The sequence below is a fragment of the Helicobacter pylori genome, from assembly GCF_003637685.1.
GTDB lineage: Bacteria > Campylobacterota > Campylobacteria > Campylobacterales > Helicobacteraceae > Helicobacter > Helicobacter pylori_CJ.
Genome location: NZ_MVWW01000003.1, coordinates 150,952 through 166,970, shown reverse-complemented (window position 1 = coordinate 166,970; position 16,019 = coordinate 150,952). Strand labels below are relative to the sequence as shown.

The following is a 16,019-nucleotide window of genomic DNA, read 5'->3' as shown; positions in this document are numbered from 1 at the left end:
GACTGATAGAATATTCAACGCCCACGCTCGCATACGCCCCATTTTCTTCAGCGATACAATAAGATAAAAATAATAAAGATAAAGGAAATAAGGTTTTTTGAAATTGCATGGGTGATCCTGCTATGAACTTGTTAAAAATGGGCTTAATGATACCATTAAAAAGCATAGCGCATACCAATGTTTCCGGTAATATTAATATCTTTATAATCAAGCCCAAACCTAGCCCCAATGCCCGCATTCACATAAAAGGTTTTGAATAACCTTATCTCCCCGCCTGTGATAATGCTGGCAAAAGTGTTGTATCTGCCACCATCTCTATAGCTTAGGGTGTTATTACCAATAAAACGCACCATTTTATCCCCCATAGAATTAATGAATAAATCTCTGCCCACATCCGCAATCACAAAATAATAGGAGTTTTTATTGAAATAATGCCGACTTTCTAGGGCAAAATTGATCGTTAGAACGGATTTTTTATTAGGATCAGCATTGGCTCTGAATTGGTTGTAAATAGGATCATCCATAATACCCCTTAAACCAGACAAACCAATGTAATAATAGGCTAAGCCTACTTGGGGTTTAAAAATAACGCTTTTATCTTTAAACATGAAATCATAGCCATAATTGATTTTAGCGTCAGTCGTCCAAGTGTCGTATCTGTAAGACTGATTGATGATTGAGAGTAGGGGGTCATAGGAGTTGATGAAAGTCTTATTGTATCCCCAAGTCTCATTCAAGCTCATGGTTAATTCGCTTCTTTTGATAAACGCTCGGCTATAAACGCCTATATTGACATTGCTAGAGCCTGATTGAGTGATATTTCCATGAAACCCGCTATACCCATAAGCGGCATAACCTCCCACAATCACGCCCTTAATAAATCGGTCATACCCTACATTGATACCATATAAAGTTCCAGTGCCTCCATTAATGAAACTAGCCCCTCCAACTCCTGTCGCCCATACATTATTTTTGACTCTGTTTCTTTGAGAGTATTTTAAAATCACATCCATAGCGTTAGGGATCGCATCAGCGAATCGCTTGTTTTTAAGGGCTTCTAAGCGTTCTAAGAAATCAGAACGAGCGAAAGTTGAAGTGTCAGAGAGCTTGGCTAAACGACTCATTTGCTGCGTGTAGGTGTTGATCTGTAAAATATTAGTGGCGTCATTTTTAAAATTAGGGTTAGCGATGACTTCTAAAGTGTTGGCAATATCTCCAGCGATCGTGGTTAAATCTTTTGTGGAATGGCTTTCTAAATAATAGGGAGCGAATAAAGGGCTTCCTTTAGTTTCAAAGATTTTATTGAGCCAATTAATCGCTTGATTGCCTCCAGCTTGATCAATATTATCCACGCTTTGAACGCCCTGAATTTGAGCGATATATTGTTTTAAAGTGGGGGCTTGTAGGTTATTGATAGGATCATTAGAAACAGCGATTTTCACTTTATTATAAAGAATGGAAGTGTAAATGTATTGATTTTGAGAGTCCTTAAAGCCTACCACTAAACCGCCATCTTTAACGCTCACGGCTTGCCCGTTATAAGTTAAGCCGTTGTCGCTCATCACCATGTGCTTGCCATTAATATCAATGAGCGCATAAAGCTTAAGGTAATTATCCAGGCTGCTGCCTCCTGTGATTTGGTTGTTATAGCCGTAATAAATGGCCTTAGCGCTATCAATCAGCGTGTAAGTGCCGACTTCTTTTGAAGAAGTGTTGAACTGGATTAAGGGGTTATTGTCATTAGCCATGATTGTCGCTGCGCCTTGAGCGTTGATAATAGCATGGCTAGCTGAATGACTGAGATTAAACACCAAATCACCATAGCTGTTAAAATTCCCCATGACATTCAAACCACTAGCGTTAGTGCTTAAAGTCGCTTGTTGGTTTAAGGTGAAATTACCATTAATATTGGCCGTAGAGTTAGAGGCGTTGTTAAAAGCGTTAGTGATCGTCAAATTATTGGCTTGCAAAGTCGCGTTTTCATTGAGATTGAGCGTGCCTATAACGCTATTATTTGTTACTTGAGACAAATCAATAGCCCCATTAGAGGTGATTGCGCCTAAGAAAGTGAAATTATTAGCGCGCACGCTTAAAGACTCATTAGTGGGGGTTACGCTAGAGTTTGTAGAAGAGCTGTTTTTGGTTGTAGGGCAACTGGCTAAATTGATACAAATTTCCCCTTTTTGAACGCTCACGTTATTCAAACCCGCATTAAGGCTTAAGCCATTCGTAGCGTTTAGGGTGGTGATATTGATATTAGAAACATCGTTAGAAGCAAAAATCAATGCGCCTTGATACTTGCTAAAGTCAATCGTATTATCGCCATTAAAAATAATAGACTTGTTAGCGACAAAATTCAAACTGCCCCCTGTGGCGTTGCTAAAAGAGCTGTTATTGACAAAAACATAGCCATTGCTTAAAAAGTTAAAATACCCTTTTTGCCAAAAATCATGCAAGCCTCTAGGCGATAAAAGAGCGCCTAAATCGTTTTCTTTGAGCGCATTTTGTAAAGAGGGCGGCAACACGCTCCCTAAACCTTGATTATAAACGCCGCTTAACCCGCCTTGAGAAATGATATTATTGATGATATTGCTCACTAAGCCTTGACTTTCTAGCTTTTTAATGACATCTTGTCCTAAAAACTCGTTCAACAAGTCGTTCGCTACCACACCAATGTCTTTTTGCAAGCTTGTAGGGGGGTTAGTAATATCCTTTAAAATCACGCTTAAAATAGAGCTTAATTCAGAAGCGTCTATATACCCACCGATAAAATTCAAAAGCCCTTTATCGTCTAGCATGCTTTTTAAAGACTGCTTAGCAAGGTAGTTTTCTATGAATGATGGGGTAACAAAATTGCCAAAAATGCTTAGTTTTTTACTGATAATATTTTGGATTTCATTCATGACTCCGCTATTATTCAATAAATTGTCTAAGTTATTTTGACCTATAAGTTGGCCCAAGGTTTCATCTTGCAAACTAGCGGGTAATTCCTTACTCAAAGGGCTTAGAGCGTTTTCTATAAAGTTTCCTAAACCGCCGGCTTGCTTGATTTTTTCCATAGCCACTTGACTAAGGACATTCGCTAAATTCCCTTGATTAAAGATTTTATCAATCCCTTCTTGGCCCAAAAGATTAAAGATATTGTCTGTAGCCTGAGCTTCTATGTTAGCTTTATTCAACACTAAGTTATTAGCGCTTTGAAAGGTTACATCCGCACTCCCTCCGCTTTCAAAGGCGTTACCACTTCCAATTGTTCCGGTAATATAAATGCTTTTAGCTTTAAAATCAGCGTTAATGTAGCCTAAATAAGGGGAAGTTGAGCCTAATAATTGCCCCAAGTAAGTGTTTCTAAAAGAAGAACAAGTGGCGCTATCTAGCGCGCAAGGACTGCTATAGCCATTGCCCCCAAACCATATAGAGCTAGTAGAGTTTGTAACATTATCTTGAGTAGCGCCTATAATTAGATTCCCGTTATTAAAGGTTTGATTGATGTTGTCAGTCAAATGGTTGATCGTTTCTAGGAGCGCTTGCTTTTGCGCTTGGGTGATCTTAATCTTATCCAAGAGTTGCAACACTTCATTAATATTAGTGATATTGTCTAGTTGGTTGGATTCAATCATTTCTTTTAAGGTAGCGGAATTTTGAGAAAGGATCCCTAAAAGCGTTTTTAAATTCTTGCTAGAAAAACCCTTATTGTAGATATTTAAACTATTCAAAGGCTGGTTAAACGGGCTATAAGTGCCTGGGGTTTGAGGAGTTTGAGAGCCTTTAGGGGTGAAAAGGCCTTTAATGTTGCTTGTCAAGTAATAAGTGCCTGCTTGATTGTCGCTATAATCATAGCTATAGCCGGTAGGATTTTGCTTAGAAGCTTGGTAATTATAAAGCTCGGGAGCGATATTAAAAATAGTGTTAGAAGCCGAGTTAGGGTTATTTAAAACTTCTATGGTTAAATCCCCATTTTTAATGCTCTCTTGAATGATTTGAGAAGAATTGAGAGGGTTTATAAACGACCAAGTTTGAATGTTGTTATTGTCGCTATAGGTAGCGTTTTGGATTTTCATGCCATAAAAAAGGATTTTTTCATAGCCATTAGCCCCACTAATGCCAGTGATCCCTTTTTGAGTGTTTAGGATGTTGTAAGTTACAGATTTTGTGATGTTGTCAAAAATATTGATGTCAGATAAATTAATATCCCCATTATTCCCTAAAACAAACTGCCCGCTAACGTTCATTAAAGCCTTAGTTAAAGAGGGCGCATAACCATTAAAATTTAACGCTCCATTAGCCGTAAGGTTATTAAAACTCAATGAGCTTGCGCTGTCAAAATTAAAGCTTGCTGTATCAGTAGTCGTGTTCCCTCCAAAATCAGCCTGGCTTGTGCCTTGAAAATTGATATTAGCGTTTAAAGAGTTTGTGTTATTGGCTGATAAAACGCTATCGTCTAAATTAATAGTGGTGTTGTTTGAAAAACTAGCGTTAGAAGCACTGAGCTTACTATTAGCGTTAAGACTGAGTGTCCCGCCATTAAAAGAGAGATTGCTAAAGGTCGCTTGACTCCCATTATAGATATTGAGACTCGCTTGATTGTTAAAAGCGCTCGCGCCACTCGCATTCAAAACGCTTTGATTGTCTAAACTCAAATTAGAATTATTATCAAGCGTTAAAGAATTTTTAAAAGTAACTTGACTTTTATTGCCAAGCGTGATATTGGCGTTGTTTTGCAAGGTTGTATCGCCATTAAAATTCAGCAAACTTTGAGAGCTAAGCGTGAAACTAGTGTTACCTAAAAGCTGTGTCGTAGCGTTAAAATTGCTTGTCCCCCTAGAATACAAAACATTAAAAACCGCTTGCGTGTTATTGAAAATAAGGCTATTAGCCTGCAAATTATAAACTGCCCCACCATTCAAACGAGAATTGATAAAGCTTAAAGAATTAGAAGCATTCGCGCTGATAGTGCTTGATCCTCCAGGGTTTGTAAAGCCGCTGAACGAAGCGTTAGAAAAGGAAATATTCTTAGCGCTAAAACTGAATTTCCCCCAAGTCATATCGCTAAAACTAGAATTGGTTACGCTGATATTATTCAGAGCGTCAAAAGCGGCATAGGAATGCTGACTAGCCCCCGTTTGAATCATTTTAGTAACGGTTTCAGCGTCATTATAATTCAAGCCATCCATAGTGATATTATCGCTTGCTTTAAAGGTGATGTTCGCTCCCCCACCATCTGAATTTGAAACGCCTTCACCGGTTTTAAAATTATTGGTCAAGTAAATGTTAGCCGCACTAAAAGTCCCCGTAATATAGCCAAAGCCTCCATGCCCTATCCAAATCAACCCATTATCATTCACGCTCTCTGTATCATTCCCTATAATTAAAGTGCCATTTTGGATATTAACGCCAAAACTTCTTCCAAACAAATTGGCTGTATAAGTGCTGAGTGTGTTCCCGCTTTGACCGCTCTGTCCTGAAAGGTTAGGATCAATATAATAAATGCCTTTGTTTGAGTAAATTTGATTTTGAAGATTATAGACCCCATTCCACACATTTGTTTTAGGTAAATTTTGATTAGGGGGAGTGTTTTGCGTTGTGTGTTTTGTGGGAGTTGGTGTTGGGCTTGGTGTCGGATTTGGTGTGGGGCTTGCATGTTTAGCTTTAGCTATCGCTTGTTTCAATCCCTCTTGTTCAGCGTTAAAAGCGTTTTCATCATTTTGTAAGGTTTGTTCATCTTGTTGTTCTTGTTTTTGAGCTTGAGTGAAAGCTTGTTCATTAAAGCCTGTGGTGGAGTTGGCTAATTGCTTGATTTGAGCTAAATCTTTTTCTAAGGCTTGCTCATCTTGAGCGATTTTTTGGTTGGTGTTTTCTAAACTTTGAGCGTCTTTAGCGACAGTAGCGTTTTTGCTTTGAGTGTAGCTTGTATCATTGCTTGCGATCTTATTATCACTAGTAGCGTTATTTAAAGCGTTTTGTGAGTTACTCAAGTCTTGTTGATAGGTTTGTTGGGCTTGTTGTTGAGCTTGTTTTTGTTGTTGGGCTTGCGCTTGTTGTATCGCTTGTTTCAATCCCTCTTGTTCAGCGTTAAAAGCGTTTTCATCATTTTGTAAGGTTTGTTCATCTTGTTGTTCTTGTTTTTGAGCTTGAGTGAAAGCTTGTTCATTAAAGCCTGTGGTGGAGTTGGCTAATTGCTTGATTTGAGCTAAATCTTTTTCTAAGGCTTGCTCATCTTGAGCGATTTTTTGGTTGGTGTTTTCTAAACTTTGAGCGTCTTTAGCGACAGTAGCGTTTTTGCTTTGAGTGTAGCTTGTATCATTGCTTGCGATCTTATTATCACTAGTAGCGTTATTTAAAGCGTTTTGTGAGTTACTCAAGTCTTGTTGATAGGTTTGTTGGGCTTGTTGTTGTAAATCGTCTCCTAAAAATTGGGTAATGATGGATTGTTTGTTAAAGGTTTCTTGTAAGGTTTCATCTTGCCCGTTAATATCAAAGGTTACATCATAGGTGTTATTGCCCACTTCAACATGGCTAATGGCTTTATCGCCCTTATAGTTGATTAGATCCCACAAATAGCTTTGATAAACCCCATACTGGATCGCTCCGTTTGTAGTGAGAATGTCATAGGTTTGATTATTATTAAGGGTTTGATTGAGGTTAAAGATCGCACCAGAATTAAAAGACACACTGCCTTTAAGGCTAGCAAAAGGCGAACTTGAATTTAAAGTGTTTGTGCCTGAAAAACTCACCTTGCTGGTATTAAAGCTATAAGACCCTTGATTGAAGGTGTCGTTATTAAAGCTAGCGCTGTTACTAAAGTTATAAGTCCCTTGATTGAAAGAGCTGTTTTCAAAAGCAGATTGGGTGCTGTTAAAATGATAAGTCCCTTGATTGAAACTGGTTTGATTGAAAGAGATGGTGCTATTATTGTTATTACCACTGAAACTAAAGCCCCCATCAGTATCATCTTTAAAGCTAGAGCCACTGACCTTGATATTAGAGCCTTTAAAATTCATGTAAGATTTTTGCGTCCCTGCATCGCTGTTATCCAAACTCGCTTGATTGATAGTGATATTATTGGCCGCATTAAAATTGAGCGTGGCCCCACCACCATCAGCGTATGAGTTTCCGGTTGTTAAATGGCTTGTCAAGTAAATGTTAGCCGCATCATAAGTGCCTGTGATATACCCTACATCACCTCCATTAATACCTGTGCCTCCAAAGCGGATATTCCCCCCTATATCAAGCGTGCCGTTATTGAATTTTTGCGTGAAACTAGCCCCACCAGTGCTATAAGTGGTAAGAGTGTTTAAATAATAAGTCCCAGAGCCTTGAGTGCTACTAAAAAGACAATAAGAGTTGTGCGTGGGTGAATTAGGACCGCTTTCAATATTGTCTTGATAATTCCAAGACGACCATGACCAATAACGGCATTCGTTAGCCCTTAGGTGGGATAATCCCCCTAACGCTCCTATCAATAAAACCGAAGCTTTTAAAAAAGATTTGTTGCGATTAGAGAGCTTTTTAATAGGTTTTAAAGCTTTTTTATGGCGTTTTAAGGTTTTTTCACGCTTTAAGATTTGATTCAATTTGAAAATTTTCTTTGAGATCTTATTCAATTTGAAAGATCCTTTTGAAATAAACCTAGAAATCAATCTGGCCTTTTTAAACGCCATTTAAAACTCCAATCGTTTTTATTAAATCCCACATTATACAATTTGATGTTAAACAAACTCAAAAAGATTCGCAAAATGACTTAATAATGATACATAAACTGCGCCATATCCACCAAACGATTAGAATACCCCCATTCATTATCATACCACCCCATGATTTTGACCATATTCTCTAGCGTGAAAGTCAAATCAGGTGCGATTATCACGCTATGCGGATTAGAAATGAAATCAGAACTCACCCTTTCTTTTAAATCTATCTCTAACACGCCTTTTAAAACCCCTTTGGAAGCTTCCATCAATAAATCATTGATGGAAGCTTTAAAGGCCTTTTTTTCTAAAAACAAACTCAAATCTATCATGGACACATCAAGGCTAGGCACTCTCACGCTATGCCCATGCATTTTATTTTTGAGATTGGGTAACACTTTATGCAAGGCTAGAGCGGCTTTAGTGGTGGTGGGGATAATGTTGCTTGCGGCTGCTCTTGAGCGCCGTTTATCCAAAGGGTGGGCCAAATCAATGAGTTTTTGATCGCTCGTGTAGCTATGAATGGTCGTTAGCATGCCCTCTTTAATATTAAAAGCTTTGTCTAAAATCGCACAAATGGGCGCGATAGCGTTAGTCGTGCAAGAGGCGTTAGAAACAATGGCTTGGTTTTGATAGAGAAAATGATTGACCCCATACACTAAAGTGGGGTATTGTTTTTCATCGTATTCGCCCATAAAAGGAGCGGACAACAACACCTTTTTAGCCCCAAGCAAAAGGTAATTTTCTAGCGTTTTAGGCTCTAAAAACTTCCCTGAACACTCTATGATAACACCCACGCCTTTCAAGTCTTTGATGCTATTAAAAACAGGGATTTCTAACGAGCCGATAATAAGCTTGTAATTAGAGTAACGCACCTCTTTAAAAAGCAGCCCATGCGCACTGTCATGCTCTAAAAGATAAGCGAGAATTTCCCAATTAGCGGGGTCATTGATGCCTATCACTTCTAAGTTAGGGTTTGTATCATTGCGTTCTAAAATCGCTCTTAAAACGCATCTCCCAATGCGGCCAAATCCATTGATAAAAATTTTCATCGTAACTATGATCCTATTTCCAGACTTCAATTTCAATTTTAGGGGGTTTTGTTTGGTATTTTACTACATTTTGCGCTATTATATTGGACCTAGCTATAGGGTTAATTAAAATTATTTATTGAGTTGAAATTCAAGGAGTAAAACATGGCATTGTATGACAGAGCTGATTCTCGTAATGCGTATGCAGAAAATTCTTTATTGCATGAAAGCGAGCTGGTGGGTTTTGTTAAAACGACTTACAAGTTCTTTGCGGGCAGTTTGTTATTAGCGACTATTGGGGCGTTACTGGGTTTAATGAACTTTCAAGCCGTAGTGCAGTATAAATGGGTGTTTTTTATCGCTGAAATTGTGGCGTTTTTTGGTTTGATGTTTTCTAAATCCAAACCCGGATTGAATTTATTCATGCTGTTTGCTTTCACTTCATTATCAGGGGTTACTTTGGTGCCTTTGTTGGGTATGGTGATTGCAAAAGCTGGTTTAGGAGCGATTTGGCAGGCTTTGGGCATGACAACTATTGTCTTTGGTTTGATGAGCGTGTATGCCCTTAAGACTAAAAACGACTTAGCGAATATGGGTAAAATGCTTTTTATCGCTTTGATTGTGGTGGTGGTGTGTTCGCTCATTAACTTGTTTTTGGGTAGCCCCATGTTCCAGGTTGTTATTGCGGGAGCGAGTGCGATTTTATTCAGTCTTTACATCGCTTATGACACCCAAAACATCGTTAAAGGCATGTATGATAGCCCCATTGATGCGGCGGTGAGCTTGTATTTAGACTTTTTGAATGTCTTCATTTCTATCTTGCAAATCATTGGTATTTTTTCAGACAGAGACAAATAGTTTGAAAAAATAGGGGGGGACGCCACGCAAAAACCTAATAAAAAATATTTTAAAACTAATAACGCTTCGTTTATATTCTTTCTTTAAGGATGAGTTATGCCTAAACGCACCGATATTTCCAACATTCTACTGATAGGATCAGGCCCTATTGTGATCGGGCAAGCTTGTGAGTTTGATTATTCAGGGACTCAAAGTTGTAAAACCTTAAAATCTTTAGGTTATAGAGTGATCTTAATCAATTCTAACCCAGCCACCGTGATGACTGACCCTGAATTTTCTCATCAAACTTATATCCAACCCATCACCCCAGAAAATATCGCCGCTATCATTGAAAAAGAAAAGATTGACGCTATTTTACCCACAATGGGCGGGCAAACCGCTTTGAATGTGGTCATGCAAATGCACCAAAAGGGCATGTTAGAAGGCGTGGAGCTTTTAGGGGCTAAGATTGAAGCGATTAAAAAAGGCGAAGACAGGCAGGCTTTCAAAGAAGCGATGTTAAAAATCGGGATGGATTTGCCTAAAGGGCGTTACGCTTATAACGAGTTAGAAGCCCTAGAAGCCATTAATGAAATTGGCTTTCCAGCCATTATTAGAGCGAGTTTCACGCTAGCTGGGGGAGGGAGTGGGGTCGCTTATAATATTGAAGAGTTTCAAGAATTGGCTAAAAACGCCCTAGACGCTTCGCCCATTAATGAAATTTTGATTGAAGAGTCCTTGTTAGGGTGGAAAGAATATGAAATGGAAGTCATACGAGACAGCAAGGACAATTGCATCATTGTGTGCTGTATTGAAAACATTGACCCCATGGGCGTTCATACCGGTGATAGCATCACGATCGCTCCAAGCCTCACCTTAACCGATAAAGAATACCAACGCATGCGCGATGCGAGCTTTGCGATTTTGAGAGAAATTGGCGTGGATACGGGCGGGAGTAATGTGCAATTTGCGATCCACCCAGAGACTTTGAGAATGGTTGTGATTGAAATGAACCCACGAGTGAGCCGCAGCTCCGCTCTAGCTTCAAAAGCGACCGGGTTTCCCATTGCAAAAGTGGCTACCATGCTTGCGGTGGGTTTTAGCTTAGATGAAATTAAAAACGATATTACCAACACCCCAGCGAGCTTTGAGCCTAGTTTGGATTATATCGTGGTGAAAATCCCTCGCTTTGCGTTTGAAAAATTTGCCGGTGTTTCTAGCACTTTAGGGACTTCCATGAAAAGCATTGGCGAAGTGATGGCGATAGGGGGGAATTTCTTAGAAGCCTTACAAAAAGCGTTATGCTCTTTGGAAAACAATTGGCTAGGGTTTGAATCGTTAGGCAAAGATTTAGAGGTGATAAAAAAGGAAATCCGCCGGCCCAATCCCAAACGCTTGCTTTATATCGCTGATGCGTTCAGGCTCGGCGTTTCTGTAGATGAAGTGTTTGAATGGTGCCAGATTGACAGGTGGTTTTTATCTCAAATTCAAAAGCTAGTCAAAGCAGAGGAGGGCATCAATTCTAGCGTTTTAACGGACGCTAAAAAATTAAGAGGGCTTAAAAATTTAGGCTTTAGCGATGCCAGGATTGCCGCTAAAATCAAAGAAAATGAAAATTTAGAGGTCAGTCCTTTTGAAGTGGAATTAGCTAGATCTAATTTACAAATCGCGCCCAATTTTGAAGAAGTGGACACTTGCGCGGCGGAGTTTTTATCGCTCACGCCTTATTTGTATTCCACCTATGCCCCTAACCCTTTGCCCCCTATGGAAAACAAACAAGAAAAGAAAGAAAAGAAAATCCTAATCATAGGCTCAGGGCCTAATCGCATCGGTCAAGGCATTGAATTTGATTATTGTTGCGTGCATGCGAGCTTTGCTTTGAAAGATTTAAACATTAAAAGCGTCATGCTCAATTGCAATCCAGAAACCGTAAGCACAGATTATGATACCAGCGACACGCTCTATTTTGAACCCATTCATTTTGAGTGCGTGAAAAGCATCATTCAAAGGGAGCGAGTGGATGGCATTATCGTGCATTTTGGGGGACAAACCCCTTTAAAACTCGCTAAAGATTTAGCCAAAATGCAAGCCCCCATTATTGGCACGCCTTTTAAGGTGATTGATATTGCAGAAGACAGGGAAAAATTTTCCCTCTTTTTAAAAGAGCTTGACATCAAGCAGCCTGAAAACGGCATGGCTAAGAGTATTGATGAAGCTTATAGCATCGCTAATGTGATTGGTTTCCCTATCATTGTGCGCCCTAGTTATGTGCTGGGCGGCCAACACATGCAAATTTTAGAAAACATTGAAGAATTGCGCCATTATTTAGAAAGCGTTACGCATTCTTTGGAAATTAGCCCTAAAAATCCGCTCCTCATTGATAAGTTTTTAGAAAAAGCGGTGGAATTAGATGTGGATGCCATTTGCGATAAAAAAGAAGTCTATATTGCCGGCATTTTACAGCATATTGAAGAAGCCGGTATCCATTCAGGCGATTCTGCATGCTTTATCCCTTCCACTTTAAGCCCTGAAATTTTAGGTGAAATTGAGCGAGTGAGCGCGAAAATCGCTCTGCATTTAGGCGTAGTAGGGCTATTGAATATCCAATTTGCTGTTTATGAAAATTCGCTGTATTTGATTGAAGTCAATCCTAGAGCCAGCAGAACCGTGCCTTTTTTAAGCAAGGCTTTAGGCGTTCCTTTAGCCAAAGTGGCGACTAGGGTTATGGTGTTAGAAGATTTGAAAGAAGCCTTGAAGTTTTATGATAAAAAAAATATCGTAGAATATTCTAAAGGCGTTTATAAGCCTAAAATGCCTCATTTTGTGGCTTTAAAAGAAGCGGTTTTCCCTTTTAATAAACTTTATGGGTCGGATTTGATTTTAGGGCCTGAGATGAAAAGCACCGGCGAAGTGATGGGGATTGCTAGATCTTTAGGGCTTGCATTTTTCAAGGCGCAAACGGCTTGCTTTAACCCCATTAAAAACAAGGGGCTTATTTTTGTCTCTATTAAAGATAAGGATAAAGAAGAAGCGTGCGTTTTAATGAAGCGATTGGTTGAGTTAGGCTTTGAATTGTGTGCCACAGAAGGCACGCATAAAGCTTTGGAAAAAGCCGGGGTGAAGTCTTTAAAAGTGCTTAAAATCTCTGAGGGCCGCCCTAATATCATGGATTTAATGATGAATGGGGAAATCAGCATGGCTATCAACACTAGCGATCACAAATCGCAAGATGACGCCAAACTCATTCGTGCTTCTGTGCTTAAAAACCATGTGAGTTATTTCACGACTTTAAGCGCGATAGAAGTCTTACTTTTAGCGTTAGAAGAAAGCTCTCAAAAAGACGAGTTGTTAGCCTTGCAAGATTATTTGAAGTAATTTGATGGCGTTAGTGTATCTCGTTCAAAGCGATACCACTATAGGACTGCTTTCTAAAGACAGCGAAAAGCTCAACGCCTTAAAAGGCCGCCCTAAAAACCAAAGCGTTTTAATAGAAAGCGCTGATTTTACTACCCTAAAAAGCCTAGTGCGCGCGCCCAATGCGTTTAAAAACCTCATTAGAAGAAGCGCTAAAACCACTTTTATTTACCCTAATTCTAAAGCCGTTCGTGTGATTAGGGGTAGGCATGGGGATTTTTTAAAGCGTTTTAAAACGCTTTATAGCACCTCAGCCAACCTCACCCAATGCACTTATGATAAAGAGATCGCTTTTAGTCTTGCTGATGTCATTGTGAGCGATGAAAGGGGTTTGTTTGAAAGCGCTAGTTCTAAAATATTCAGGCTTTATAAACATAAAAAAGTGAGAATAAGATAAAAAAACCTTTCGCATTCTGCACGTTTTGAAAGGGGTTTTTGTGGAATTTTTCTAAAAGTTTATCATTTGTTTATCAAAAATGGCTAGCTCTTTTAAGGTGATTGTAATATTTTTTTGATTATAATAACACCTTTTTTAAGAAAAATTATTATTATAAGTAGGATTTTAAGAATGAATGACAAGCGTTTTAGAAAGTATTGTAGTTTTTCTATTTTTTTGTCCTTATTAGGAATGTTTGAATTAGAGGCCAAAGAAGAAAAAGAAGAAAAAAAGACAGAAAGGAAAAAAGAAAAGAACGCCCAACACACTCTGGGTAAGGTTACCACTCAGGCGGCTAAAATCTTTAATTACAACAACCAGACAACCATTTCAAGTAAAGAATTAGAAAGAAGGCAAGCCAACCAAATCAGCGACATGTTTAGAAGAAACCCCAATATCAATGTGGGCGGTGGCGCGGTGATAGCGCAAAAAATTTATGTGCGCGGTATTGAAGACAGATTGGCTAGGGTTACGGTGGATGGCGCGGCGCAAATGGGCGCAAGCTATGGGCATCAAGGCAATACGATTATTGACCCTGGAATGCTTAAAAGCGTGGTGGTTACTAAGGGGGCGGCTCAAGCGAGCGCTGGGCCTATGGCTTTAATTGGCGCGATCAAAATGGAAACTAGGAGTGCTGGCGATTTTATCCCTAAAGGTAAAGACTACGCCATAAGTGGGGCTGCCACTTTTTTAACTAACTTTGGGGACAGGGAAACCATTATGGGCGCTTATCGTCATAATCATTTTGATATGCTTTTGTATTACACGCACCAAAATATTTTTTATTATCGTGATGGGGATAACGCGATGAAAAATCTTTTTGACCCTAAAGCGGATAATAAAGTTACAGCAAGCCCTAGCGAGCAAAACAATGTGATGGCTAAGATCAACGGTTATTTGAGCGATAGAGATACCTTAACGCTCAGTTATAACATGACTAGAGATAACGCTAACCGCCCTTTAAGAGCGAATTTTACAGGCACTTTTTTACCCTATTCTTGCGGTGATTTCAACGCTTTCCCTAACGAACAAAACCCTGATGATTGCTTGTTTGAAAATGACGCCAGTTTGTTTAAAACTTATAGCGTCAATTTAGTGCATAACGTGAGCTTGAATTATGAAAGGGAAGGGGGGAGTCGCTTTGGCGATCCTAAATTAAAAATCAATGGTTATACAAGTATTAGGAATGTCCAAATTGATCCGCTTTTCAGGCCTAACGATATAGCGGCTATCATCCCTTTCACCCCAAACCCGCAGCTCTCTCAAGGTGGAGAAAATCAATGCGTGGTGCAAGGGGGCATTTATGACGCTACTAAACAAACCTGCTCCATCACTTTTAAAAGCCTTGGAGGAGGATCTGTGGTCGCTAATAAAAATTTATTCATCATCAATTCTGGGTTTAATGCGAACGTGATCCACACCATAGATCATAAGAATGACAATCTTTTGGAATACGGGTTGAATTACCAAAATCTAACCACTTTTGATAAAGCGATCCCTAATAGCGAATTAGTCAAACCGGGCGATGCCCCTGATGCATGCTTAAGGGTTACAGAACCCAATGATCCTAACATGAACGGGCGCTGCCAACGAAATGGCGCTACGGCGAATGTAATTGGGGTGTATGCGCAAGCGAATTACACTTTGCATCCTATGGTAACTTTAGGGGCAGGGACTCGTTATGACGTTTATACTTTAGTGGATAAAGACTGGCAATTGCACATAACTCAAGGGTTTAGCCCTAGCGCAGCTTTAAACGTCTCGCCTTTAGAAAATTTGAATTTCAGGCTTTCTTACGCGTATGTAACTAGAGGCCCTATGCCTGGAGGTTTGGTGTGGATGCGTCAAGATAATTTGCGCTATAACCGCAATTTAAAACCAGAAATTGGGCAAAATGCGGAATTTAACACCGAATACAGCAGTCAGTATTTTGATTTCAGGGCTGCCGGTTTTATCCAATTGATTTCTAATTACATCAACCAATTTTCTTCAACGCTTTTTGTAACCAACTTGCCCGCGCAAGATATTATTTATGTGCCGGGTTATGAAATTTCAGGGACGGCTAAATACAAGGGTTTTTCTTTAGGCTTGAGCGTGGCGCGATCATGGCCTTCTTTAAAGGGGCGTTTGATCGCTGATGTGTATGAATTGGCGGCCACGACCGGCAATGTGTTTATTTTAACGGCAAGTTATAAAATCCCACGCACCGGCCTTAGCATCACTTGGCTTTCACGCTTTGTTACGGATTTGAGTTATTGCTCTTATAGCCCTTATCGTAACGGCCCTACGGATATTGACAGACGGCCTAGCAATTGCCCTAAAACGCCCGGGATTTTTCATGTGCATAAGCCCGGCTATGGGGTGAGCAGTTTCTTTATCACTTACAAGCCTACTTATAAAAAACTCAAAGGGTTGAGCCTGAATGCGGTGTTTAACAATGTTTTTAACCAACAATATATTGATCAAGCAAGCCCGGTGATGAGCCCTGATGAACCCAATCAAGACAAATACGCAAGGGGCATGGCAGAGCCTGGCTTTAACGCTAGATTTGAAATTTATTATAAGTTTTAATAATAAAGCTAAAAAATGAGGATTTCATGGGTAGCGGATCTA

General features: G+C 39.5%; 6 protein-coding genes. 4 read left to right on the top strand and 2 right to left on the bottom strand.

All coding sequences use genetic code 11. The features are described 5' to 3' along the window. Window positions 1-155 precede the first annotated feature (155 nt). Together EAL44_RS03685 and gap are read right to left on the bottom strand one after the other, a co-directional pair. Window positions 156-7,661: a vacuolating cytotoxin domain-containing protein gene (locus EAL44_RS03685; protein WP_121074811.1), complete on the bottom strand. Its 7,506-nt coding sequence runs from the start codon at window positions 7,659-7,661 to the stop codon at window positions 156-158. An 80-nt stretch (window positions 7,662-7,741) separates the two neighbouring features. After that, window positions 7,742-8,740: a type I glyceraldehyde-3-phosphate dehydrogenase gene (gap, locus tag EAL44_RS03680; RefSeq protein ID WP_121074808.1), complete on the bottom strand. Its 999-nt coding sequence runs from the start codon at window positions 8,738-8,740 to the stop codon at window positions 7,742-7,744. A 144-nt stretch (window positions 8,741-8,884) separates the two neighbouring features. Here gap and EAL44_RS03675 point away from each other — a divergent pair, with 144 nt between their 5' ends. From EAL44_RS03675 to EAL44_RS03660, 4 genes are all read left to right on the top strand, one after another. Then, window positions 8,885-9,577, top strand: coding sequence for a Bax inhibitor-1/YccA family protein (locus EAL44_RS03675; RefSeq protein ID WP_121074805.1), 693 nt, complete (start codon window positions 8,885-8,887; stop codon window positions 9,575-9,577). Between the two features lie 96 nt (window positions 9,578-9,673). Further along, on the top strand, window positions 9,674-12,931 hold the full coding sequence (gene carB, locus EAL44_RS03670; RefSeq protein WP_121074802.1) for a carbamoyl-phosphate synthase large subunit: 3,258 nt from the start codon (window positions 9,674-9,676) through the stop codon (window positions 12,929-12,931). 4 nt (window positions 12,932-12,935) lie between these two features. After that, window positions 12,936-13,367: a Sua5 YciO YrdC YwlC family protein gene (locus EAL44_RS03665; protein WP_121074832.1), complete on the top strand. Its 432-nt coding sequence runs from the start codon at window positions 12,936-12,938 to the stop codon at window positions 13,365-13,367. 171 nt (window positions 13,368-13,538) lie between these two features. Beyond that, window positions 13,539-15,977 carry a TonB-dependent receptor domain-containing protein gene (locus EAL44_RS03660; RefSeq protein ID WP_121074798.1) on the top strand — a complete coding sequence of 813 codons (2,439 nt, stop codon included), beginning with the start codon at window positions 13,539-13,541 and terminating at the stop codon, window positions 15,975-15,977. The last annotated feature ends 42 nt before the right edge of the window (window positions 15,978-16,019 follow it).

What these genes read in the sequence shown, in the direction of transcription:
- EAL44_RS03685 (WP_121074811.1), bottom strand. Translation starts at nt 7,661, where the DNA reads ATGGCGTTTAAAAAGGCCAGATTGATTTCTAGGTTTATTTCAAAAGGA.
- gap (WP_121074808.1), bottom strand. Translation starts at nt 8,740, where the DNA reads ATGAAAATTTTTATCAATGGATTTGGCCGCATTGGGAGATGCGTTTTA.
- EAL44_RS03675 (WP_121074805.1), top strand. Translation starts at nt 8,885, where the DNA reads ATGGCATTGTATGACAGAGCTGATTCTCGTAATGCGTATGCAGAAAAT.
- carB (WP_121074802.1), top strand. Translation starts at nt 9,674, where the DNA reads ATGCCTAAACGCACCGATATTTCCAACATTCTACTGATAGGATCAGGC.
- EAL44_RS03665 (WP_121074832.1), top strand. Translation starts at nt 12,936, where the DNA reads ATGGCGTTAGTGTATCTCGTTCAAAGCGATACCACTATAGGACTGCTT.
- EAL44_RS03660 (WP_121074798.1), top strand. Translation starts at nt 13,539, where the DNA reads ATGAATGACAAGCGTTTTAGAAAGTATTGTAGTTTTTCTATTTTTTTG.